Below are 23,389 nucleotides of genomic sequence, written 5' to 3' on the forward strand. Positions count from 1 at the left end.
CACTGTCCTCCCGATCGTGGCCGTCGGCACGTTCACAGGTCGTAGCTCAGCGTGATCGGGTAGCCGTCGTCGCTGTGCCCCGCGAGCTCGATCGTCGCCTCGCCGGTCATGCGCTCGAGGCCGCCGGTGCCGAGTCCCTCGACGATCGTCAGCGTCGCGCGCACGGCCTCGGCGTCGTGGTCGCCGACGTGCTGGAACACGAGGGAGCCGTCGTGCCCGTCGATCGAGCCCTCGAAGCGCTCGAAACCGGTGACCGGCGCGAAGCCTTCGTTGTACGAGATGAGGTACGCGACGGTGCTGGTGCCCTCGATGTCGCCGGAGTACGTGTACGTCGTGTCGGCGCGCGAGAAGCCGCGCTTCGGATAGGTGACACCGTTGATCTCGGTGCCCTCGCCGTCGATGTCGACGACGACCTTCTCCTCCCATGACGTGACGGTGAACGTGCCTGATGTGGTGTGTGCTCTGCTCATGGCCCCGACGCTAGGAGGCGGCGCCCGGAACTGTCTTGGACAAACGCGACACTGGGTCCCATGACGTCAGAACCGGCAGGCAGGGGAGACTCCGCGATCGTGCGGCCGACCGCTGCCGCGCAGCACATCGACATCCGCCGGGTCGTGCCGGCGGAGCGCTGGCAGCCGTTCATCCAGTACCACTGGATCGTCCGGTGGGAGTGCCCCGAGCCGTTCGACCAGCAGGTCATCCCGCAGCCGTTCGTGCACGTGTCGGCCGAGCCGTTCGACGGTGCGCCCAGGCTGCTGGTCAACGGCATCACCCGCGAGCCGTTCGTCCGTACGCTCACCGGCACGGGCCATGTGCTGGGCGCGGCGTTCAAGCCGGCGAGCTTCCGTGCGGTGCTCGGCGCCGACCTGAGCACGGTGTCGGGACTGACCGTGCCGATCGGTGACCAGGTGAGTCACGACGACTCACCTGCTGCCGCCGAGATCCTGGGGTCGGACGTCACCGACGAGGGGATGGTCGCGGCGCTCGAGGCCTATCTCGACCGGCTCGACGTCACCGCCGATCCGTACGCCGACGAGCTCAACGCGCTCGTCGATCGTGCCGAGCACGACCGGTCGCTGATCCGCGCCGAGCAGCTCGCCGACCTCGCCGGTGTCAGCCTGCGCACGCTGCAGCGGCAGTTCACGGCCTACCTCGGGATCGGTCCCAAGTGGGTCGTGCAGCGCTTCCGGATGCTCGACGCCGCAGCCGCCGCGCATGCCGGCACGCGCACTGACTGGGCCGCGCTGGCGACCGAGCTCGGCTTCAGCGACCAGGCGCACCTGACCCGCGCGTTCACGGCCGTGGTGGGCACGCCACCCGCGACGTACGCGAAACAGGCCTGACCGTTGCCCGTTGGTTGAGCCGCCCGCGGCCGAGGCGTCGAAACCAGCGGCGACTACTCTGGAGGCATGAACGTGTACGCGATCGCCTCCTTCGTCACGGCCGAGCCGGCCTTCACCGACGACGACGTCAAGCCCGGATGGCTCGCGCTCGGCATCGTGGTGGCCCTCTGCGTCGCGACCTACTTCCTGGCGCGGTCGTTCCTCCGTCACTCCAAGAAGGCGCAGCAGCCCTGGGAGCACGAGGACCGCTAGCCGGTCACAGCCTCGGGTCGACCGGCTCGGACTCCATCGCGAGGATCGCGAACACGCACTCGTGCACCTGCCACACCGGAGCACCGGTGGTGAGTCGCCGCAACGCCTCGAGCCCCAGGGCGTACTCGCGCAGAGCCATCGACCGCTTGTGGCCGAGGTTGCGGTTGCGCAGGCGCGAGAGGTTCGCCGGCGTCGTGTAGTCGGGGCCGTAGATCAGTCGCAGGTACTCGCGGCCGCGCACCTTGACCCCGGGCTGCACGAGCCCCTTGGGACCGCGCACCAGGTTGGCGAGCGGCTTGACGACCATGCCTTCGCCGCCCTCGGCGGTCAGTGCCTGCCACCAGTCGACGCCGGCAGCGATCGACGTGGCGTCCGCCGTGTCGACGACCAGGCGGCGGGTCGGCGCGAACAGCGCCGGATCGGCATCGACGAGCCGGTCGGCGATGCCGAGGTGCCAGCCGTGATCGCGGGTCTCGTACGTGGTGCCCTCGCTCGCGAGCACCTGGAACGGCGCGATGCGCAGGCCCTCCGTGCCGTCGACGGGCCAGGAGTAGCGCCGGTAGACCGCGGCGAACGCCTCCGCGTCGTCGGCGCGCTGCCCCGTACGCGCGGCGAGCTCACCGACGTCGAGGCCACGCGATGCGGCGGCGGCCAGGGCGTCGAGGGCGGCCGGCAGGGCTGAGCGGGCGGCCGCGCCCACCGCGGCGTACTGGCTGCGGATCAGGTCGATCGCCTTGGCCGACCACGGCATGATCTCGGTGTCGAGCAGGACCCAGTCGGAGCCGAGCTCGTCCCACAGCCCGGCCGACGTCGCCGCCGCGGCGCAGGCCGCGAGCATGGCCGACTCGGTGCCGGCGTCGAAGAAGGAACGGCCGGTACGCGTGTGGATCACGCCGGTCGCGTCGCGGCGCACGAGCACGACCGCCCGCGAGCCCATGTGCTTCTCCTCGCAGACGACCTGGTCGATCCCCGTCCTGGCGAAGTGGGTGAACGCCTCGACCGGGTGCTCGAGGTGGTCCTCGAGCGCCGACGTGTCGCACGGGGCCATCGTCGGCGGGAGGTAGACCAGGCGCGACGGATCGACCGCGAACCGGCTCATGACCTCGAGCGCCCCGGCGGCGTTCTCCTCACGCAGCGACACCCGGCCCATGTGCGCGGTCTCGATGACCCGCGGTCCGAGCACGTCGTCGAGCCGGAGGATGTCGGGATCGCGCGGAGGCGGAGCCAGCGGGCGTACGGGCTCGTAGTAGACCTCGTGGGCGTCGACGGACACGACCTCGCGCTCGGGATAGCGCAGCGCGGTCAGCGCGCCGCCGAACACGCAGCCGGTGTCGAGGCACAGGGTGTTGTTGATCCACTCGGTCTCGGGAACCGGCGTGTGGCCGTAGAGCACCATCGCCTTGCCGCGGTAGTCCTCGGCCCACGGGTAGCGGACCGGCAGCCCGTACTCGTCGGTCTCGCCGCTGGTGTCGCCGTACAGGGCGAACGAGCGCACCCGGCCCGAGGCCCGGCCGTGATAGCTCTCCTTGAGCCCCGCGTGCGCGACGACGAGATTGCCCTCGTCGAGCACGTAGTGGGCGATGAGCCCGTCGACGAAGCGGCGCACGTCCTCGACGAACTCCTCGGGCTCCTGTGCGAGCTGCTCCATCGTGCGCTCGAGGCCGTGGCTGAGCGTGACGCTCCGCTTGCCGAGCGCGCGGTTGAGCTTGGCCTCGTGATTGCCGGAGACGCAGAGGGCGTGGCCGGCGCGGACCATGCCCATCGCGAGGCGCAGGACGCCGGGGGAGTCCGGGCCGCGATCGACGAGGTCGCCGACGAACACGACGCGGCGGCCGTCAGGGTGGCTGGCGTCGACGGGGCGGCCGGTGTCGTCGCGTACGAGGTCGTAGCCGAGCTCGGCGAGCAGCTCCTCGAGCTCGAGGCGGCAGCCGTGCACGTCGCCGATGACGTCGAACGGACCGGTCTGGTCCCGCAGGTCGTTCATGAGCTTCTGGCGCTCGAACGTCGCCGCCTCGACCTCCTCGACGGAGCTGAGCGTGTGGACCGTACGGAAGCCTTCTCGCTTGAGGCCCTTGAGCGACCGGCGGAGCTGGTCGTGCTGACGCTTGACGACGTGGGCGCCGAAGTCGCGGTCCTCGCGTGCGGCGTTGCGCTCGACGCTGACGCCGGTCGGCAGGTCCAGCACGACGGCGACGGGCAGGACGTCGTGGGCCTTGGCCAGCGCGACGAGACTCTTGCGGGCGCCGGGCTGCACGTTCGTCGCGTCGACGACGGTGAGCCGGCCGAGCTCGAGCCGCTTGCCGACGATGAACTCGAGCACCTCGAAGGCGTCCTTGGTGGCGGCCTGGTCGTTCTCGTCGTCCGCCACGAGCCCGCGGCAGAAGTCGCTCGACACGATCTCGGTCGGCTTGAAGTGCTTCGCGGCGAACGTCGACTTGCCCGAGCCGCTGACGCCGACCAGCACCACGAGCGACGTCTCGGGGATCCCCAGCGTCGTCATGAGGCCACCTCCGTGCGGGTGAAGAGGGCGAGCTGCGTCGCCGGCCCGACCTCGTCGTCGACGGGTCCGACCGGGCGGTGCTCGACGGTGTAGCCGTACGCCTCGCCGGCGGCAGCGGCCCACGACGCGAACTCGGAGCGGGTCCACTCGAAGCGGTGGTCGGGGTGCCGCATGGCGCCGGCGGCCAGCGCCTCGTAGCGGACGTTGTGCTCGGCGTTGGGCGTCGTGACCACGACGGTGCGGGGTCGCGTGAACCCGAACACGTTGGCGGTCACGGCGGGCACCCGCTCCGGATCGATGTGCTCGATGACCTCCATGAGGACTGCGGCGTCGAGGCCGGTCAGGCGGGCGTCCTGGTACTGCAGCGACGAGAGCCAGAGCGAGAGCCGATCGGCCTGGCGCTCGGTCATCGCGTCGACGTGCAGGCGACGGGCGGCCTGGCGCAGGGCGGCGTCGCTGACCTCGGTGCCGATGACCCGGTCGATGCCCTGGATGTCGAGCAGCTTCCCGATCAGCGCGCCGGGGCCGCAGCCGAGGTCGACCACGGAGGCGGGGCGTGCCTCGGTGAGGGCGCTGATGACGGCGTCGTGCCTGAGCGCGACGAGAGGGCGCGGCCGCTCCGTCTCCTCGACGTCGGCGACGACCTCACCGTCCAGCTCGGCCAGGCGCGTGCGTGCCTCGTCGGTCATGGATCGCTGGTGCGCGAGGTAGCGACGCGAGATCAGCTCGCGTTCGGGGTGCTCGGCGAGCCACCCCGCGCCGGCGCGCAGGAGCTTGTCGACCTCGTCGTCGGAGACCCAGTAGTGCTTGGCGTCGTCGAGCACGGGCAGCAGGACGTAGAGGTGGTTGAGCGCCGCCGCGAGCCGCATCGTCCCGGTCAGCCTCAGGCGTACGTACGAGGAGTCACCCCAGTCCGGCACCTCGGGATCGAGCGGGAGCGTCTCGGCGTCGACGGTCCAGCCCATCGGTGCGAACAACCGCGTGACGAGATCGCTGCCGCCCGGGACTGCGGGGATGGCGATCGTCAGCGGCAGGTCGGCATCGGCGAGCTCCTGCTTGCTCTCGCACCGCCCGCTGAGCGCGGTGCGGAACACCTTGCCCATCGCGACGGACAGCAGCGACGACGCGGCGTACGGGCGGTCGTTGACGTACTGGGCCAGCGAGAAGCCGTCGAAGTGCCGACCCTTGCCGCGTACGAGCGCGATGGGGTCGATCTCGAGCAGCAGCGCAGCCGTGCACCGCTCCGGGCCGGACTCGGGATAGAACACGTGCGCCTGACCGCCGTGCACGTCGAACTTCTGCAGCCGGTCGGGGTGCTTGTGCAGCAGGAAGCCCAGGTCGGAGGCGTCGTCGAGGACGTCCGATCGCGAGGCGGAGATGGTCAGGAGCACCGGGACAGTGTGTCAGGCGTGGGCGCGGCGTGGTCGGCTCACGACGGCGACGACCAGCCCGATGACGGCTGCCACCACGCAGGCAGTGGCGATCGAGCGCACGGTCGAGGTCGACATCGCGTCGTAGGTCGTCCCCGAGTCATCGCCCAGATCCGAGATCTGGGTGCCGAAGAAGAAGGCAAGCCAGGCACCGTTGGGCACGGCAGCCGTCGCTGCCGCGAACGCGATGGCACGCCACGTCCCTCGAGGATTCCTGACGGACAGGAGCACGAGTGCCGTGGCCGACAGCAGCGCCGAGATGACGCCCCATCGCAGATAGCTGACGTTGTCGTGCGCGGTGGGCAGGTCGTTCATGAAGTATGTCGAAAGGCCGGCCCAGAAGTAGATCGGAATGCCGACCCCGACGTGCACGCCGAGGGCGATGAGGGCTGCACTCGCCGCCGGACTCGAACGCGCCATGCCGACATGGAACCACGCACCTAGGCTGGCGGTATGCCGAATCGCCTCGCGCAGGCCACCAGTCCCTACCTCCAGCAGCACGCCGACAACCCGGTCGACTGGTGGGAGTGGAGCGACGAGGCGCTGGCCGTCGCCCAGGAGCTGGACCGGCCGATCCTGCTGAGCGTGGGCTACGCCGCGTGCCACTGGTGCCACGTCATGGCGCACGAGTCGTTCGAGGACGCGGCGACGGCGGCGTACATGAACGACCACTTCGTCAACATCAAGGTGGACCGCGAGGAGCGGCCCGACATCGACGCGGTCTACATGAAGGCGACCACCGCGATGACGGGCCAGGGCGGTTGGCCCATGACGTGCGTGCTGACGCCGACGGGTGAGCCGTTCTTCGCCGGTACGTACTTCCCGCCCGAGCCGCGGCAGGGTGCGCCGGCGTTCACGCAGGTGCTGCAGGCGCTCGCGGAGGCCTGGCGTGACCGGCGCGACGAGGTGCTGAAGGTCAGCGGCGACGTGCTCGAGCACCTCCGGCAGAACACCGACACGGTGGGTGGGCCCCTGGGGCCCGACGAGCTCGACGAGGCGGTCGCCGAGCTGGCCAAGCAGTACGACGTGGAGGCCGGCGGATTCGGCACGAGCCCCAAGTTCCCGCCGTCGATGGTGCTGGAGTTCCTGCTGCGCAACGCCGCACGTACCGGCTCGGAGCAGGCGCTTGCGATGGTCGCGGGATCGTGCGAGGCGATGGCGCGGGGCGGCATGTACGACCAGCTGTCGGGCGGGTTCGCGCGCTACAGCGTCGACCGGTTCTGGCGGGTGCCGCACTTCGAGAAGATGCTCTACGACAACGCGTTGCTCCTGCGGGTCTACCTGCACTGGTGGCGGCAGTCCGGCTCGCCGCTCGCCGAGCGGATCGCGCGCGAGACCGCCCGGTTCATGCTCGACGAGCTGCGTACGCCCGAGGGTGGGTTCGCGTCGGCGCTCGATGCCGACAGCGACGGCCACGAGGGCACCTTCTACGTGTGGAACCCCAACCAGCTCATGCGGCTGCTCGGCGCCGACGACGGGGCCTGGGCCGCCCAGCTGCTGGGGGTCACGGGGCCGGGCACGTTCGAGCGGGGCTTCTCGACCCTGCAGCTCCGGGTGGACCCTGACGACGCCGAGCGCTGGCATCGCGTACGCACGACGCTCCTCGCCGCCCGCGCTGAGCGCACCAGGCCGGCGCGCGACGACAAGGTCGTGGCGTCGTGGAACGGGCTGGCGATCACGGCGCTGGCCGAGGCGGCGGTGCTGCTCGACGAGCCCGACTTCGCCGACGCCGCCGTCGCGGCGGCGCAGCTGTTGGTCGACGTGCACCTGGCCGACGGCTTCGCGCGGACCTCACGCGACGGTGTCGCCGGCGGCAACTCGGCGGTGCTGGAGGACCACGGCGCGGTGGCCGAGGCGTTCATCGCGGTGCTCGGCATCACCGGCGAGGCGGTGTGGCTCGACCGTGCGCGGCTGCTGCTCGACCGGGTCGTGGAGCACTTCGTGGACCCCGAGGGCGGCTTCTTCGACACCGCCGACGACTCCGAGAACCTCGTCGTACGCCCGAAGGACGCCTCTGACAACGCGTACCCCTCCGGCACGTCGGCGGCCGTCGCCGCGCTGCTGTCGTTCGCTGCCATCACCGGCGAGCACGGCTATCGCGCGGCCGCGGAGTCCGGCATCGCGTCGGCGGCGAACATCGCGACGCAGGTCCCGCGCTTCGCCGGCTGGACGCTGGCGGCCGCTGAGGCCGTCGTCGCCGGGCCCCTGGAGGTCGCCGTCGTCGGTCCGCGCGAGGACCGTGCCGCGCTCCACCATGCAGCGGTGCGGCTGGCCTCGCCGGGTGCCGTGGTGATCGCCGGCGACGTCGGTCTCGCGATCCCGCTGTTCCAGCAGCGCGACCTCGTCGGCGGTCGCCCCGCGGCGTACGTCTGTGAGGGCTTCGTCTGTCGTCAGCCCGTGACGGACCCCGACGAGCTGCTGAGCTCGGTCAGTGGGCCAGCGCGAGCTTGAGCCCGACGATCGCGAAGGCAACCGCCGCGAGGGCGAGCGACGCGATCCACGTGATTGCCGTGACGGGTCGCCCTTGAAGACGGCCGAGTGCGAATCCCGTGGCGGCGATGCGCGCGATGACCCAGGCTTCGGCCAGCTCGAGGCAGACCTTGGCGGGCAGCCACTCGAAGGCGCCGACGGCCATGAACACCGCAGGCCCCGACGCCGCCGACATGATCGGAAGGCTGTCGCGCAGCACGACCGGCAGCGACGCGTGCCCGCCTTCGCGCACCGCGGATCCCAACCACTCGGAGTACGCGTGCGCGGCGAACGTGGACACCGCGGTGCCCAGCACGATCGCGAGCCCGGCGCCGCTGCGTACGTCCTTGTTGTAGAGCACGATGAGCGACGACAGCACCAGGATGTTGCCGTAGACGTACGCGGAGATGCGGTCGGCCGCCTCGTCGCGGCTGGGCGGCCGGTTTCGTCGGGTCACGCGGTCAGTGCTTCTGGTACGCCAGCAGGCTGACGCCGATGTAGTGCACGATGAACGCCGCGATCGTGAACGCGTGGAAGATCTCGTGGAAGCCGAAGTACTTCGGCGACGGATCGGGCCACTTGAACCCATAGACGACGGCGCCCAGCGAGTAGAGCGCGCCGCCGGTGATCAACAGGACGAGCACCGCGGTCGAGGCGTTGTCGACGAACTCGGGGAAGTAGAGCACCGCGGCCCAGCCCAGCAGCAGGTAGAGCGGCACGTACAGCCAGCGCGGGGCGCCGATCCAGAAGATCTTGAACGCGACGCCGAGCAACGCGCCGCCCCACACGAGGGAGAGCATGATCGCCGCGTGCTGCTTGGACAGCAGGAGCAGCGAGAACGGCGTGTAGGACCCGGCGATGAGCAGGAAGATGTTGGCGTGGTCGAAGCGTTTCCAGAAACCCTTGACCCGGTCGTTCCAGGTGCCGCGGTGGTAGACCGCGCTGACGCCGAACAGCAGCATCGAGCTGACCATGAACACCGCCACGCCGATGCGCACCAGGATGTCGTCGGAGATGACCAGCATGACGATGAACGCGAAGAACGCCAGGGGCAGGGTGATGGCATGCAGCCACCCGCGCAGCTTGGGCTTGATCTCGTCGACGGTCTCGCGGATCCGGTCGGTCGCCTCGTGCACGATGCCCTCAGGCTGCCGGTCGGTCATGCGCACAGCGTAGTGCGTGGACGGGTACTACTCTGGCCCGCATGGGAGTGAGCGATCTCGCGTACGGCGTGTACGAGCGGCGACTCGTCAAGCGCCTCGATCCCGCCCGCCTCCCGCACCACGTGGGAGCGATCGTCGACGGCAACCGGCGCTGGGCCAAGGGCGCCGGCACCCGGTTCGAGCACGGCTACCAGGCCGGTGCCGACAAGATCTCGGAGTTCGCGCAGTGGTGCGACGAGCTGGGTGTGGAGATCGTCACACTGTGGCTCCTGTCGACCGACAACCTCCAGCGCTCGCCCGAGGAGGTCGGCAGCATCCTCGCCGCCGTCGAGGGCCTGATGGAGAAGCTGTCGGCCGAGCAGCGCTGGTCGCTCGCGGTGATCGGCAACCTCGACATGCTGCCCGACGAGTCGGCCGGGCGGATGAAGCGGCTCGCCGACTCGACCTCGGGCGTCAAGGGCATGCGGGTCAACATCTGCGTCGGATACGGCGGCCGCCAGGAGCTCACCGACGCGATGCGCTCGCTGCTGCTGGACCAGGCGTCCAAAGGCCGCAGCCTCGCCGAGGTCGCCGAGACGCTCGAGGTCGACGACATCGCCGAGCACCTCTACACCAAGGGCCAGCCCGACCCTGACCTCGTCATCCGTACGTCGGGGGAGCAGCGGCTGTCGGGCTTCCTGCTGTGGCAGAGCGTGCACTCGGAGTTCTACTTCAGTGATGCCCTGTGGCCCGCGTTCCGCCACGTCGACTTCCTCCGCGCGATGCGCTCGTATGCCGCAAGGGAACGCCGCTTCGGTCAGTGAGCTCGACTCGTACCCTGTCGACTTCATCGCGTGGAGAAGTGGCAGGGATCGGGCTCCCTGGAACAACCCGCCTCGCTACGACCCGACCGGAAGAACGCCACCGTGGAGTCCGCGCTGACTGCTCGGGGCGTGCCGGTGGGCCGCCGGGCGGGGGTCAGGCGGCTTGGGGGCGGGTGGTTTGTCGTCGCCGGCGGAGGCCTCGGCCGTTGCGGTTGGTGAACTCGAATCCGGTGACGGCGTTGCCTGTGATGTGGAGTCGGCCGCGGTGGAGGAGGTGGTGGCACCGAACGCACAACCCGACAAGAACGTCGAGGTCGGTGGGTCCGCCGTGGGACCACCAGATCACATGGTGGATCTCCAGGTGGGTGTGGTGGCAACCAGGGGTGGCGCAGACACCCTTCTGGCGGGCGAGGACGGCACGGCGTTGCAGCAGAGTGGGTTGATACTTGACGGTCCCGGCGTTCAGGATCTGCGCTTGTTGGCCGTCGCGGTGCTGGGTGAGGAACGCGGTGGTGTCGCCGATGCATGCCAGGTACATCAGCAGGTGGGGTCCGATCGCTCCGTGCCCGGCAAGCGTCGCCGGCTCAGTCTCGGGCATCGGATCGGGTGTGGTGAACGGGTTGTCGGTGGCGTTCTGGACGTGGTCGGCGGCTGCGGCGACGGTGTCGGCGTCGACGAACACCGAGAGGTGGGGTCGGACCCCTTTGTCGGAGGGCAGGCCGTTGGCCAAGATGGCGTCGAGCAGGTCGTCGAAGCCCTGGACCCGGCGTTCTGATCCGGTGCGGTCGTCGTCCTTGTCGCGGGGTGCTGACACCGAATCGAGCACGGTCTTGAGCTTGGCGCCGGTGACGGTGTTGAGGAAGCCATTCACGTGCCATCCGTCGGGGACGGCTTCGACGCTGATGTCCTCGCGATCCATGCCTCGTTCCCACGCGTCGTCGAGGTCCTCGGGATGGATGACGTCCTTGAGGTGCTTGATGGCCTCGAACAGGTCCGCTGGTGCGTGCTCCAACGCCACGCCGAGCAGGAGCTCCTCATACAGACGCATCGGCTCCACACCGACGTGACGCAATCCGTAGGCGAACGCGCGGACATGCTGAGCACTGATCCGGCCGTCGAAAGCCGCCTCGGCGACCAGCGGAAGGCCGCGGGCGACGACTGCACCGCGGACCAGGGCGTTGGCTTCACCTGAGTTCATCCGCAGCTGGTTGCGCACCCACGTGTTCAGGGTCGAGGCGCCATCGAGCTCGTAGTCCTTGGACGTTTGCAGCTCGCCCAACAGTGCGGCTTGGGCTGCGTCGATCGCGTGCCGGGCCTCCTGGAGAGCCCGCAGTTGCTCACGCGTGTCACCGGTTCGCAATGTCTTCGCGGCGGTGCGCATCGCGTCGATCGTGGGCTGCGGATTCACACTTTCATTGTAGTCGAACAGACGTTCGATGACAACAGGTAATTTGCTGGAATGGCAGATCGTATCGCGTGTCAGACCCGTCTGAAAGAATGGACACTCGGCACGTGTCCGGCGGCCCGTACGCCCGACATCAGCGCAGCGTTTGGACCACCTGGGACACGAGAGTGACCTTCTGCGAGGCGCCCTTCGTGATGATCCAGCTGGGCGGCGGAGCGTCCGGTCGGGAAATGCCTTGGCCTTCGCTGGCGATCCCGATCGTGTAGCGCGGCGCGTACGGCACCGTGATGGTCAAGTGGGCCTCGCACGCGCCCATGATCGGCTCGGCATCCTTCGGGACGTCGACGGTCGTGAAGGTGGCAGTGGGCTCCTTGGTGTTCGGACCCGCGACGTAGACCTGCGGCGGAAGGTTCGCGGGCCCGAGCACCGGGCATCCCTCTCTGTCGGTCGCGTAGGCGTCGATGCCGGCCACGTCACGGATCGTCAGCCGGAGGACATGGGTCTTCGGATCACCCGGCCGCGGCACGTACGTCTCCTCGGGAGCGGGAGTGCGACTGGCCTTCGCCGGGCTCGCCTCGGTCGCGGGCGACGCGTCTCCGGAGCTGCCATGGCAACCGCTGAGTGTGATGCCGAGGATCGCGACCAGGACGATCGATGTGCCTCGCATCCCGTGACGCTATCGGTCGATCGACACCCTGTCCGCAGAACGGCGGCTCCCGCTCCGCTCCCCACCTCAACCACCGATTGTTCACACGCTCGTGACCTGCCGTCAGCGTGTCGCGACCGGAATCGGCGACTCGCGGTCGTACGTTCGAGATGTGTTGACGCTCGCCCCTGAGCCCCGATTTCCCGCCCACGAGTAGGGCCGGCGCAGGGTGCGCGCGGGCTCGTTGAGGAGACAGTTGTGGCCGCAACGCGCACGAAGAAGCCGAGCACGAGCCCTGTCCGCCGCACGTACGTCCTGGACACCAGCGTCCTGCTCGCGGACCCCAACGCGGTCAACCGGTTCCACGAGCACGAGGTGGTCATACCCGTCGTGGTGATCACCGAGCTCGAGGGCAAGCGCCACGACCCGGAGCTCGGCTACTTCGCCCGCAGCGCCCTGCGCTTCCTCGACGACCTGCGGGTGCTGCACGGCACCCTCGACGTGCCGCTGCCGATCGGCGACGAGGGTGGCACGATCCGCGTCGAGCTCAACCACACCGACTCGTCCTCGCTGCCGTCCGGCTTCCGCCTCGGCGACAACGACACCCGCATCCTGTCCGTCGCACGCAACCTCGCCAACGAGGGCAATGACGTCACGATCGTCTCCAAGGACCTGCCGATGCGGGTCAAGGCGTCGGCCGTCGGCCTGATCGCCGAGGAGTACCGCGCCGAGCTCGCCCTCGAATCGGGCTGGACCGGCATGCGTGAGCTCGAGGTCGAGAGCATCGACCTCGACACCCTCTACGAAGGCGGCACCCTCGACCTCCCGGAGGCGCGCGACCTGCCGTGCCACACGGGCCTCGTGCTGCTGTCCGACAAGGGCAGCGGGCTGGGCCGGGTCACCGCCGACAAGGAGGTGCAGCTCGTACGCGGCGACCGCGACGCGTTCGGCATCCACGGCCGGTCCGCCGAGCAGCGGGTCGCCCTCGACCTCCTGCTCGACCCCGACATCGGCATCGTCTCGCTCGGCGGCCGGGCGGGCACCGGCAAGTCGGCGCTCGCGCTGTGCGCAGGCCTCGAGGCGACCATGGAGCGCAGCCAGCACAAGAAGGTCGTGATCTTCCGCCCGCTGTACGCCGTGGGTGGCCAGGAGCTCGGCTACCTCCCCGGCAGCGAGTCCGAGAAGATGGGTCCCTGGGGTCAGGCGGTGTTCGACACCCTCGGCGCCGTCGCCTCGCCGGCCGTCATCGAGGAGATCCTCGACCGCGGCATGCTCGAGGTCCTGCCGCTGACCCACATCCGCGGGCGCTCGCTGCACGACTCGTACGTCATCGTGGACGAGGCCCAGTCGCTCGAGCGCAACGTCCTGCTGACGGTGCTGTCGCGCATCGGCGCCAACTCCAAGGTCGTCCTCACGCACGACGTCGCCCAGCGCGACAACCTGCGGGTGGGCCGCCACGACGGCGTGGTCGCCGTGGTCGAGAAGCTCAAGGGCCACCCGCTGTTCGCCCACGTCACGCTGACGCGCTCGGAGCGCTCGCCGGTCGCGGCGCTGGTGACCGAGATGCTTGAGGATGTCACCTTGTAGGACGACGGCCACGTTGGGAGTCCACGGGTGGGGAGACGTTCCTCTCCCGTGGCTTCCTTCCAACGATCCAACGTGGGGGCGCGAAGTCGACCGGATGTCGCGGACATGTGGCGGCATCCGGACTGGGCCGGCCGGGTGCGGCCGACCAGACTTGAGCGGTGTTCGGGGCCAAGCGGGTACGGCGACGCCCGGACCCGGCCGAGTCGCCGTGGCGCTTCGCCGACTTCACCACCTTGTTCCAGTCAGCGAGCCTGAGCCAGTTCGCCAGCAACACGGGGTACGTGGCGCTCCCGCTGATCGCGGTCACTGCTCTGCACGCCGGACCGGCTGAGGTCGGCGCACTCGCTGCGTTGAGCACCGTCGCGTTCCTGCTGATCGGGCTCCCGGTCGGCGCGTGGGTCGACCGGATGCGGCACCGCCAGGTGCTGATCCTCGCCGACCTCGCGCGGGCACTCCTGTTCGCGACGATCCCGGTCGCGTGGTGGCTCGATCGCCTGACGATGCAGCAGCTGTACGTCGTGGCGTTCGCCGGCGGAGCCGCGACGGTGTTCTTCGACGTGGGTTCGCAGAGCGTGCTGCCGCGGATCGTCGGCCCCGCCGCGCTCGTGCGCGCCAACGCCGCCGTCGTGACCCTGATCGCGCTGGCGAACGTCGCCGGACGCGGGGCGGGCGGAGCGCTGGTGCAGCTGTTGACCGCGCCGGTGGCTGCGCTCTGCTCGGCGCTCGCCTACCTGCTCTCGGCCGTCACCCTCACGAGGATGACACCGGTCGTGCGGCCACCGGTCGACGGCACCGCCCGCCCGCGACTGGGGGTGCAGATCGCCGAGGGCCTGCGGCACGTACTCGGGCACGCCGAGCTGCGGGCGCTGGCGCTGACCGCGACCCTCAACAACCTCGGCAGCCAGGTCATCAACACGATGCTGCCGATCCTGTTCGTCCGCAGCCTCGACCTGCCGGCGGGTGCGCTCGGGGCGTTCTGGGCCGTCGGAGGCGCGGGTCTCCTCCTCGGAGCCCGCTGTGCCCTGCCGACCGCGCGACGGCTCGGCTACGGCCGCAACCTCGCGCTGATCGGCCTCTGCGTCGCGCCTGCGGCGCTGCTGGTCCCCCTCATCGACCGGGGCCCGGTGCTGTGGTTGGCCGGTCTCGGCTGGACCCTGGCACTGTTCAAGACCGGCATGGACAACGTCGTCGGGGTGAGCCTGCGGCAGCGGATGACCCCGCCCGAGCTGCTGGGCCGGATGAACGCCACGTTCCGCTTCCTGCTGACCGGAGCCCTCGCGCTGGGTGCCGCTCTCGGCGGACTCCTCGGCGAGCTCCTGGGCGTACGCGCGACCCTGTGGGTGGGCGCCGTGATCCTCGCCCTGGCGTTCGTCCCGGTCTTCCTGTCGCCCGTCCGGAGGCGCCGCGACCTGCCGGCCGCCCTCGCTGTGACGTGAGTCAACTCATGTGACGGAGGGGCCTTTCCCGGTATGGCCGGGAAGGGCCCCTCCTCTGTGGCAAAGTTGCGCAGGTGAGCGCACCAGGGAGGGTATGGGCACGCGTGGCCGCCGCTGCCCTGTTGTGCGTGCTCGCCGCCTGCGGGTCCTCCTCCGAGGGCAAGCCCGGCGCGATCCCCACGCTCACCTGGTACGTCGGCCCCGATCGCGCCGACACGGCAGCCCTCGCGCGTACGTGCACCGCGTCCGCCAACGGTGCGTACGAGATCAAGGTCGAGCAACTGCCCGCCAACGTCGATGCGCGGCACGCCCTCCTCGTACGCCGGCTGCTGGCCAAGGACACGTCGATCGACATCCTGAGCCTCGACTCGGCCTTCACGGCTGAGTTCGCCGCCGCCGACTTCCTCGCCCCGCTGCCCGAGGCCATGAAGGTGCCGTTGGGCCAGGACGTCGCGCCGGCCGCGCTGGCCGCCGCGACGTACGACGGCCAGCTCACCGTGGCGCCGTGGTGGTTCGACCCGCAGCTGCTCTGGTTCCGCGGCAACGTCGCTGAACGGGCGGGACTCGACACGACCAAGCCCATCAGCTGGGACGACCTCGTCGCCGGTGCGGAGCGGCTCGGCGTGACGATCCAGATCGCCGACGACGACGGCACCGGTCTCGCGCAATGGGTCAACGCGCTGATCAAGGGTGCCGGCGGCTCGCTGGTCGACGGCACCGGTCGCAAGGCCAAGGTCGGCCTCGACACGGCAGCCGGTCGGGCCGCTGCGTCTGTCGTCGAGTTCTATCTCGACTCCGGGGGCACCGGACCGTCGAAGGACGCGCTCAAGAAGTTCGCCGCAGCCGACGGCGGCTTCCTGCTCGCCCCCAGCTCGGTCATCGCCGACCCCGATCTCGCCGCGGTCGCCTCGGACATGTCGTGGACGTCCTATCCGACCGTCGGCGACACGAGCGTCGCCCCGCTGTCGGGCATCGGCCTCGCGGTGCCGCTCTACGCCCCGCACAGCGACCTGTCCTACCAGGCGATCAGCTGTCTGACGTCGCCCGCCGTGCTCACCTCGATCATGGTGAGCACCGGGCACAGCGCGAGCCGCCTCACGACGTACGACGACCCGGCCGTCAAGCGGGCCTATCCGATGGCCGCGGTCACCCGTCCTGCGGTGCAGTCGGGCGCGACGCTGCCCGTGACGCCCTACTGGCAGGTCGCCGAGTCGGCGCTCGACGACACCTGGCTGCCGCTGCGCGACTTCTCGCAGGACACGACGCTCGAGCGTTCCCAGAAGGCTGTACGCGCTGCGATCCGGGGGCAGCTCCGGTGAAGGGCTGGCGCTGGCTCGCTCCCGCCTTCCTGCTCCTGCTGGCCATCACCGGCTGGCCGATCGGCCGCGCCATCTGGCTGTCGCTGCACTCCGCGCCGCTGACGAATCCCGACGACCGTACGTTCGTGGGTGCCGACAACTACACCGACGTGCTGACCAACCGCAGCTGGTGGCTCGCGGTCGCCACGACGCTCGTGATCGTGGTGGTCGTCGTGCTGCTGCAGCTGCTCATCGGCCTGGTGTTCGCGGTGGCGCTGCGCCGCCTCACCCTGCTGTGGCCCGTCACCAGGCTGATCGTGCTGCTCCCGTTCGCCCTCCTGGCCGTCGTGTCGGCGGTCGTGTGGCGCGACGCCGTCACCACGGGCTTCGCCGCCGAGTGGTTCAGCCTGGACGACGTCGGGCCCTTCGGCCAGCTCGTCGGCGTCACGGTGGGCGAGCTCTGGCGGGGCACCGGCATCACGGCGCTGATCCTGCTCGCCGGACTCCTGCGCGTGCCGAGCTCGCTGATGGCCGCGGCGGTCGCCGACGGCGCCACGGCGTGGCAACGTTCCCGCCGTGTCGTCCTGCCGGCCATGGGCCCGGCGATCGCAGTCGCCGCGACCTATCGGAGCCTCGACACGTTCCGCATCCTCGAGGGTCCGCTGCTCGTCGAGCAGCCCGGCACGACGATCCGCACCGCACCGCTGCTGGTGTGGGACACGACGTTCTCGTCGCTGGAGCTCGGGCTCGGCGCGGCGATGTCGATGGTCCTGCTCGTCATCGCCGCGGTGATGGCCGCGATCATGGTGCCGCTGTTCCGCGTGAGGAGGGTCGTGTGACGCCCTCCGTACGCTCGCGCCTCTGGGCCTCGGGATTCGCTTTCGTCCTCGGCTTCGCCGTGGCCAACTACGGCATCATCCGCGTCTCCCGGCCAGACCTGTGGATCTGGGTCGGCCTCGCCGTCGTGCTCATGGCCACCAGCGCGGCCGGCGTGCTGTTCGCCGACACGCCGCGGCCCCTGTCGGTCTGGTCGCTCATCGGCATCGAGCTGTTCGCCGTGTTCACACTGGTCCCGCTGCTGTGGACGTTCACCGTGGCGACCGCGCCGAGCGGCACGACGCCGCGTTCGGTGTGGCCGCAGGACATCTCGTGGAAGGCGTTCGACGGCGCCCTGCACTCGCAGATCCTCCAGGACGCCGCCGTCACCTCGATCGTCGTCGCCGGCATCGCCACGGCGGTCGCGATGCCGCTGGCGGTCGCCGCTGCGTACGCGTTCGTGCGCCAGCCGATGCGTGGCCGGCGGGTGGCGTACGGCCTGGTCGTCGCCGCGCTGCTGATGCCGGTGCTCGCCCTGGCCGGGCCCATCACGGACCAGGTCATCGCCGCCGACCGCTTCGGCAGCCGGATGTCGCTGGTGCCCCCGGCGCTGCTGATCACGCTGCCGCTGGCGATCTGGCTCTGCGTCACGGTGTTCCACGACGTGCCGTGGTCGCTGCGCGACTCCGTGCGTGCCGACGGCGCCACCTGGCTGCAGTCGCTCGTACGCTTCGCCGTGCCCAACGTCCTGCCCGGTGTCGCCGTGGCGACCCTGCTGGTCTTCGTGGCCGGCTGCAACGACTTCGTCCTCGGCGCCGCCTTGTCGGCCGACGACCGTTCGCGACCGTTGCCCGCGACGCTGATGCTCGCGACCGGCCAGATCGAGACCTCGAGCTCCGCCGTCGCTGCGGCCGGGCTGCTGTGGCTCGCGCCGGTCGTCCTCCTGCTGCTCGTGTTCCCGCGCCGGATCACTCAACTCCTGGGAAGGTCCTACCGATGACCTCGATCGAAGTCCGCAACCTCACGAGGGCCGGCAAGGGTGACCGCCCGCTGCTCGACGACATCAGCCTGACCGTGCCGTCGGGGGAGACGCTCGCGCTCACCGGCCCTTCCGGTGCCGGCAAGAGCCTGCTCCTCAAGACCCTCATCGGTCTCGAGGAGCAGACCTCCGGCGACGTGCTGATCGACGACGTCGTCGTCAACGCCGCCGACCCGCGGCGACGCGACCTCGCGATGGTGTTCCAGGACTATGCCCTGCACCCGCACCTCGACGTGTTCGACAACCTCGCGTTCGCCGCGACCCTCCGCCGGGGATACAACCGCGGTGAGCTCTCGGAGCGCATCCACGAGGTCGCCGAGCTGCTGGCGCTCAGCGAGCTGCTCGACCTCAAGCCCGCAGAGCTCGACGACGCCCAGCGCCAGCGCGTGGCGCTCGGCCGCTCGCTCGTGCGCGACGCCAAGGCGTACCTGCTGGACGCGCCGTTCTCGCAGCAGTCCGAGCGCGTACGCACGCAGGTCCGGTCCGTCACGAGCCAGTGGCAGCAGGAGAACCAGCGCACCTCGATCTTCACGACCAGCGACGTCGCCGAGGCGCTCAGCACCGCTGACCGCGTCGCGGTGATGCACCAGGGATTCATCCACCAGGTCGGCACGCCGCGCGACCTCTACGAGCGGCCGGCCGACATGTTCGTCGCCGGCTATCTCGGCTCGCCGCCGATGAACCTCGTGCCCGCGTTCCCCATGGGCCGTCAGCTCGTCATGCCGCTCGCGACGATGCTGCTCGACGACGACCTGCTGGAGCGCATCGGCGATCGCGGGGTCGTCGTCGCCGGCATCCGGCCCGAGCACTGCTACGACGCGACCGGTCAGGGCGGCCAGGCGGTCACCGACCGGGTCGAGTTCACGACCCGCATCGACGACGTGGAGTGGCGTGGCAGCAGCCAGTTCGCCTATCTCGGCTACGACATCGCGCCCGAGGTCGAGGAGCTGCTCAACGAGGTCGAGGACCTGCTGGAGTTCGACCTGTTCCAGAGCTTCCTGGTCGCCGAGCTCGCCGCCGAGAGCACCTTGCGCCCGGGGATGTCGATCCGGGTGGTCATACCGCGCGGCAGGGTGCACGTGTTCGACCCCGAGACGGGTGAGAACCTCACGCTCGCCCGATGACCTCCACTCGTGGTCAGCGGCTGATCGCCGCGCTGCTCGCCGTCGTGATCGGCACGGCGTACGGCGTGCTGACGCTGATGCGCTATCGCCGGTTCACGATCTCGTCGTGGGACCACGCGATCTTCGAGCAGGCGGTCAAGGGCTACGCCCGGCCCGGCGCGCCGATCGTCGACGTCAAGGCGCCGGGCTTCAACATCCTCGGCGACCACTTCTCGCCGATCGACGCGCTGATCGCGCCGTTCTACCGCGTGTTCCCGTCGGCGCAGACGATCCTGCTGGCGCAGGTGGTGCTGATCGCGGTCTCGGTCGCCGTGATCGCCCTCGTGGCCATGCGCCACCTCGGCACGGTGACGGGTGCGGTGATCGGCCTGGCGTACGGGCTGTCGTTCGGCCTGCAGTCGGGCGTCGAGGCGGAGTTCCACGAGGTGGCGTTCGGTGCACCGCTGCTGGCACTGGCCGGTGCGGCGTACGTCGACCGGCGGTTCGGTGCCGTGGTGCTGTGGTCGCTGCCGTTGCTGCTGGTCAAGGAGGACCTCGGGCTCACCGTCGCCATGATCGGCGGCGTCCTGTGGCTCGCCGGTGAGCGACGGCGGGGCGTGCAGCTCGCCGCGGCCGGGCTGATCGCGATGGCGTTCATCGTGCTGGTCATCGTGCCGTCGTTCAACCCGGGGGACTCGTACGCGTACACGTCGTCGCTCGGCGGTGATCGCGGGATCGTGGCGACGCTGTTCGACGACTCCGACCGCAAGCTCGGCACGGTGGCGCTGACGGTCGGCATCACGGGGCTCGCCGCCCTGGTGTCGCCGTGGGTGCTGCTGGTGCTGCCGACGTTCGCGTGGCGGTTCGCCGGCGACAACGCCTACTACTGGGGCACCGAGTGGCACTACTCGCTGCTCCTGATGCCGATCGTCTTCATCGCGATGATCGACGCGATGCGGCGGTGGCCGGTGCTGCGGTGGGCGACGGTCGCGGCGGTCGTGGTCACGGGGTTCACGCTGGTCAACTCACCGCTGTCGACGCTGCTCGACTCCGAGACGTACGAGGAGCCGCCGCGCGCCGCCGCCGCGCACGCCGTGATCGCCGCGGTGCCTGACGGGGCGACGGTCGAGACCGACATCGCGATGATGAGCCACCTCGTCACGGACCACACGGTCTACTGGTGGGGCACCATCGGCAAGCAGGTGAAACCGTCGTACGTGCTGTTCGACGCCGCCGCCGGCATCGACTCACCCGTCGACGTCGTCGCGTACGCCGAGCAGGCCCACGGCGGGACGTACGAGCTGGTGTTCAACCGCGACGGCTACGTCCTCGCCAGACGCGTCGCCGGTGGCTGAGGGTCATGGGTGGGTCATGGACATGACGTCGAGCGCCTTGTCCAGGTCCGCCTCGCTGATCTCGCCACGCTCGACGAAGCCCATCTCGACGACGACCTGACGGATCGTCTTCTTCTCCTTGACCGACGTCTTGGCGACCTTGGCAGCGTTCTCGTAGCCGATGAACCGGTTGAGCGGCGTGACGACCGACGGCGACGACTCGGCGAGCTCGAGGCACCGCTCCTCGTTGGCCGTGATGCCGTCGATGCAGCGATCGGCGAGCACCCGCGACGCGTTGCCGAGCAGGCGCATCGACTCGAGGATGTTGCGGCCGATGACCGGCAGCATGACGTTGAGCTCGAACGAGCCGGAGGCGCCCGCCGTCGCGATCGTCGCGTCGTTGCCGATGACCTGGGCCGCGACCATCAGCGTCGCCTCGGGCAGGACCGGGTTGACCTTGCCGGGCATGATGCTCGAGCCCGGCTGCAGGTCGGGCAGGGCGATCTCGCCGAGACCCGTGCGGGGGCCGGAGCCCATCCAGCGCAGGTCGTTGCAGATCTTGGTGAGGCTGACGGCGATCGTGCGGAGTTGCCCGGACATCTCGACGAGGCCGTCGCGGGCGCTCTGCGCCTCGAAGTGGTCGGTGGCCTCCGTGATCGGCAGGCCGGTGTTCTCGGCGAGGATCTCGATGACGCGCTGCGGGAAGCCGATCGGCGTGTTGATGCCGGTGCCGACCGCGGTGCCGCCGAGGGGGACCTCGGCCGTACGGGGGAGGGACGCCTCGACGCGCTCGATGCCGCGGCGGATCTGCGCGGCGTACCCGCCGAACTCCTGGCCGAGCGTGACCGGCGTGGCGTCCATGAGGTGCGTACGCCCGGACTTCACGACGCTGGCGAACTCCTTGGCCTTGGCCTCGAGCGAGGTGGCGAGGTGGTCGAGCGCGGGGATCAGCTCGTTGGTCGCCGACGCGGTGGCCGCGACGTGGATCGACGTCGGGAACACGTCGTTGGAGGACTGGCTGGCGTTGACGTGGTCGTTGGGGTGCACGTCCTTGCCGAGCGACTTCGTGGCGAGCGTCGCGAGGACCTCGTTGGTGTTCATGTTGCTCGACGTGCCGGACCCGGTCTGGAACACGTCGATCGGGAACTGGGCGTCGTGTGCGCCGGAGGCGACCTCCTCGGCGGCGGCGATGATCGCGTCGGCGACGTCCTGGTCGAGGATGCCGAGCTCGGCGTTGGCCTTGGCGCAGGCGGCCTTGATCTGGGCCAGGGCGCGGATCTGCGCGGGCTCGATCGGGGTGCCGGAGATCGGGAAGTTCTCGACGGCGCGCTGGGTCTGGGCTCGCCAGAGGGCGTCGGCGGGGACGCGGACCTCGCCCATGGTGTCGTGCTCGATGCGGTATTCGGTCATGCTTCCGACGATATCGCTGCGGTCGCGGCGCGCGGCCGGCAGGCGTGGTCGTACGTCAGAAGGCCGAGATCGAGCCCGGGGCGCGCTGTGGCCGGCTGAGCCCGCGGATCACCGCCGCCTGACCGTGACGGCGTACGGCGACGCCGCCGAGCAGGTCGACCACGTGCGCCGCGATCGAGTCGGGGAACTCCGGGGTCGGCAGGCCGACGCTCGCGGCCAGGTCGTCGGAGTGCACCATGATCTCCATCGACCGGGTGACCAGGAAGTGGTCGGTCGTCAGCGCCCAGCCCTGCCACGGGATGAAGATCGTGTCGGGGTCGCGCGGTGTGCGCAACAGGTCGGGCAGCTGCGCGATCAAGGGCTCGACCTCGGCCAGCACGGCGTCGCGGCCCACCGCGGCAGCGTCGTTGCCCTCGTCGCGGATCGAGGTGTTGGCCTCGTCCTCGGGCGCGGCGGACACCCACGCGGCGCCGGCGTAGTGGTCGAGCAACGGGATCGGCGAGTCGGTCGTCGGCGGCTGCCCCAGGAACCGCGCGACGTACTTCGCCTGGGCCAACAGGTGGTGCGTCAGCCCGCCGACGGTCATGCCGGCGCACGCACTCTCGGCGTCCCACGCCTCGGCGACCTCCGGGCGACTCGCCAGGCGAAGGGCGACGTGGCAGGCATCAACGAACTCGGTGCGACTCAGCGACTCCATGTCTCCGACGTTAGTCGGCTGCGTCCACATCGTCGCGCCGAGTGCCGGACACGATCCAGTAGCGCTCGTCGCGACCCTGCAGCCGTACGTCGAACGGCTCTTCGCGTACGTCCGTCAGCACCGTGCCGAGGGCAGCGGTGAGGCTCGCCGACGTCGCCATCGTCCAGACGCACAGGCTCCCGCCGGGCCTGAGCCGCGAGGCGCACATCTCGACGAAGTCCGGACCGTACACCGCCGCGTTCGAGTCGTGCACGAGGAAGTCCGGCCCGTTGTCGACGTCGAGCACGATCGCGTCGAGGGAGGCGGCCGGCTGGTCGGCGACGACTTCGCGTACGTCGTCGACCACGACGTGCGTACGTCCGTCGGCCAGCAGGTCGGCGCCGGGGATCGTGCCGTCGCGCATCCACTCGACGATCTCGGGGTGCAGCTCGGCGACGACGACGCGGCTGACCTGCGGCGACTCCAGCAGGGCACGGAGGGTGTAGCCGAGCCCGAGGCCGCCGACGAGCACCTCGCGGCCGCCGAGGTCGATGACCGTACGCGCGAGGGCCCGCTCCGACGATGTCTCGACGTCGTCCATGACGAACACGCCGTTGACCCGCAGCTCCAGGGCGCCGTCGTCGCGGCGCCGTACCGTCGCCCCACCCATGCCAACCAG

At 70.2% G+C, this 23,389-nt stretch carries 22 protein-coding genes; 11 read left to right on the plus strand and 11 right to left on the minus strand.

What is annotated here, in order from left to right:
* Positions 1-32 precede the first annotated feature (32 nt).
* On the minus strand, positions 33-470 hold the full coding sequence (locus ASE12_RS17385) for a DUF3224 domain-containing protein (RefSeq protein WP_056403502.1): 438 nt from the start codon (positions 468-470) through the stop codon (positions 33-35).
* Between the two features lie 60 nt (positions 471-530).
* Between ASE12_RS17385 and ASE12_RS17390 the strand changes: the two genes are divergently transcribed.
* Together ASE12_RS17390 and ASE12_RS17395 are read left to right on the plus strand one after the other, a co-directional pair.
* On the plus strand, positions 531-1,343 hold the full coding sequence (locus ASE12_RS17390) for a helix-turn-helix domain-containing protein (RefSeq protein ID WP_056403505.1): 813 nt from the start codon (positions 531-533) through the stop codon (positions 1,341-1,343).
* Positions 1,344-1,409: 66 nt separating this feature from the next.
* Positions 1,410-1,595, plus strand: coding sequence for a hypothetical protein (locus ASE12_RS17395; RefSeq protein ID WP_056403508.1), 186 nt, complete (start codon positions 1,410-1,412; stop codon positions 1,593-1,595).
* 4 nt (positions 1,596-1,599) lie between these two features.
* Here the strand turns inward: ASE12_RS17395 and ASE12_RS17400 are convergent, their stop codons facing one another.
* The 3 genes from ASE12_RS17400 to ASE12_RS17410 are packed head-to-tail and all read right to left on the minus strand — an operon-like array spanning position 1,600 to position 5,945.
* The gene (locus tag ASE12_RS17400; RefSeq protein WP_056403511.1) at positions 1,600-4,095 is read right to left on the minus strand and encodes a polynucleotide kinase-phosphatase; all 2,496 of its coding nucleotides are present in this window, start codon (positions 4,093-4,095) and stop codon (positions 1,600-1,602) included.
* Positions 4,092-5,486 carry a 3' terminal RNA ribose 2'-O-methyltransferase Hen1 gene (locus ASE12_RS17405; protein ID WP_056403515.1) on the minus strand — a complete coding sequence of 465 codons (1,395 nt, stop codon included), beginning with the start codon at positions 5,484-5,486 and terminating at the stop codon, positions 4,092-4,094. The genes ASE12_RS17400 and ASE12_RS17405 overlap by 4 nt, the downstream gene beginning before the upstream one ends.
* 12 nt (positions 5,487-5,498) lie before the next feature.
* Positions 5,499-5,945: a hypothetical protein gene (locus ASE12_RS17410; protein WP_056403517.1), complete on the minus strand. Its 447-nt coding sequence runs from the start codon at positions 5,943-5,945 to the stop codon at positions 5,499-5,501.
* Positions 5,946-5,978: 33 nt separating this feature from the next.
* Here ASE12_RS17410 and ASE12_RS17415 point away from each other — a divergent pair, with 33 nt between their 5' ends.
* Positions 5,979-7,976: a thioredoxin domain-containing protein gene (locus ASE12_RS17415; protein ID WP_056403520.1), complete on the plus strand. Its 1,998-nt coding sequence runs from the start codon at positions 5,979-5,981 to the stop codon at positions 7,974-7,976.
* On the opposite strand, the gene ASE12_RS17420 is transcribed toward ASE12_RS17415, so the two are convergent.
* Both ASE12_RS17420 and ASE12_RS17425 read right to left on the minus strand, forming a co-directional pair.
* The gene (locus tag ASE12_RS17420) at positions 7,954-8,451 is read right to left on the minus strand and encodes a hypothetical protein (protein WP_056403523.1); all 498 of its coding nucleotides are present in this window, start codon (positions 8,449-8,451) and stop codon (positions 7,954-7,956) included. The two genes, ASE12_RS17415 and ASE12_RS17420, sit on opposite strands and share 23 nt — an antisense overlap.
* A gap of 4 nt (positions 8,452-8,455) precedes the next feature.
* Positions 8,456-9,157 (minus strand): hemolysin III family protein, encoded by a 702-nt coding sequence (locus ASE12_RS17425; protein ID WP_056403526.1) that lies wholly within the window; start codon positions 9,155-9,157, stop codon positions 8,456-8,458.
* A 41-nt stretch (positions 9,158-9,198) separates the two neighbouring features.
* Here ASE12_RS17425 and ASE12_RS17430 point away from each other — a divergent pair, with 41 nt between their 5' ends.
* Entirely contained in the window at positions 9,199-9,960 is a 762-nt protein-coding gene (locus tag ASE12_RS17430) for an isoprenyl transferase (protein ID WP_056403530.1), read from the plus strand.
* A 154-nt stretch (positions 9,961-10,114) separates the two neighbouring features.
* On the opposite strand, the gene ASE12_RS17435 is transcribed toward ASE12_RS17430, so the two are convergent.
* Together ASE12_RS17435 and ASE12_RS17440 are read right to left on the minus strand one after the other, a co-directional pair.
* Complete coding sequence (locus ASE12_RS17435; protein WP_056403533.1) at positions 10,115-11,368, minus strand: HNH endonuclease signature motif containing protein; 1,254 nt, start codon at positions 11,366-11,368, stop codon at positions 10,115-10,117.
* A gap of 130 nt (positions 11,369-11,498) precedes the next feature.
* Positions 11,499-12,032: a hypothetical protein gene (locus ASE12_RS17440; protein ID WP_056403535.1), complete on the minus strand. Its 534-nt coding sequence runs from the start codon at positions 12,030-12,032 to the stop codon at positions 11,499-11,501.
* Positions 12,033-12,269: 237 nt separating this feature from the next.
* Between ASE12_RS17440 and ASE12_RS17445 the strand changes: the two genes are divergently transcribed.
* From ASE12_RS17445 to ASE12_RS17475, 7 genes are all read left to right on the plus strand, one after another.
* Entirely contained in the window at positions 12,270-13,598 is a 1,329-nt protein-coding gene (locus tag ASE12_RS17445; protein WP_056403538.1) for a PhoH family protein, read from the plus strand.
* A gap of 158 nt (positions 13,599-13,756) precedes the next feature.
* Positions 13,757-15,034, plus strand: coding sequence for an MFS transporter (locus ASE12_RS17450; protein WP_056403540.1), 1,278 nt, complete (start codon positions 13,757-13,759; stop codon positions 15,032-15,034).
* Between the two features lie 104 nt (positions 15,035-15,138).
* Positions 15,139-16,353, plus strand: coding sequence for an extracellular solute-binding protein (locus ASE12_RS17455; protein WP_056403542.1), 1,215 nt, complete (start codon positions 15,139-15,141; stop codon positions 16,351-16,353).
* Complete coding sequence (locus tag ASE12_RS17460) at positions 16,350-17,171, plus strand: carbohydrate ABC transporter permease (protein ID WP_056403544.1); 822 nt, start codon at positions 16,350-16,352, stop codon at positions 17,169-17,171. Before ASE12_RS17455 ends, ASE12_RS17460 begins: the two co-directional genes overlap by 4 nt.
* Positions 17,168-18,148, plus strand: a complete 981-nt coding sequence (locus ASE12_RS17465; protein WP_056403546.1) for a carbohydrate ABC transporter permease — start codon at positions 17,168-17,170, stop codon at positions 18,146-18,148. The genes ASE12_RS17460 and ASE12_RS17465 overlap by 4 nt, the downstream gene beginning before the upstream one ends.
* Positions 18,145-19,311 (plus strand): ABC transporter ATP-binding protein, encoded by a 1,167-nt coding sequence (locus ASE12_RS17470; RefSeq protein WP_056403549.1) that lies wholly within the window; start codon positions 18,145-18,147, stop codon positions 19,309-19,311. The genes ASE12_RS17465 and ASE12_RS17470 overlap by 4 nt, the downstream gene beginning before the upstream one ends.
* Entirely contained in the window at positions 19,308-20,645 is a 1,338-nt protein-coding gene (locus ASE12_RS17475) for a DUF2079 domain-containing protein (RefSeq protein ID WP_056403551.1), read from the plus strand. Before ASE12_RS17470 ends, ASE12_RS17475 begins: the two co-directional genes overlap by 4 nt.
* 3 nt (positions 20,646-20,648) lie before the next feature.
* Here ASE12_RS17475 and ASE12_RS17480 read toward each other — a convergent pair whose 3' ends face one another.
* The 3 genes from ASE12_RS17480 to ASE12_RS17490 are packed head-to-tail and all read right to left on the minus strand — an operon-like array spanning position 20,649 to position 23,380.
* Positions 20,649-22,034, minus strand: a complete 1,386-nt coding sequence (locus ASE12_RS17480) for an aspartate ammonia-lyase (protein WP_056403554.1) — start codon at positions 22,032-22,034, stop codon at positions 20,649-20,651.
* 55 nt (positions 22,035-22,089) lie between these two features.
* The gene (locus ASE12_RS17485; RefSeq protein ID WP_056403557.1) at positions 22,090-22,731 is read right to left on the minus strand and encodes a maleylpyruvate isomerase N-terminal domain-containing protein; all 642 of its coding nucleotides are present in this window, start codon (positions 22,729-22,731) and stop codon (positions 22,090-22,092) included.
* 10 nt (positions 22,732-22,741) lie between these two features.
* Positions 22,742-23,380, minus strand: coding sequence for a hypothetical protein (locus ASE12_RS17490; protein WP_056403560.1), 639 nt, complete (start codon positions 23,378-23,380; stop codon positions 22,742-22,744).
* Between the last annotated feature and the right edge of the window lie 9 nt (positions 23,381-23,389).

Source organism: Aeromicrobium sp. Root236 (genome assembly GCF_001428805.1).
GTDB lineage: Bacteria > Actinomycetota > Actinomycetes > Propionibacteriales > Nocardioidaceae > Aeromicrobium.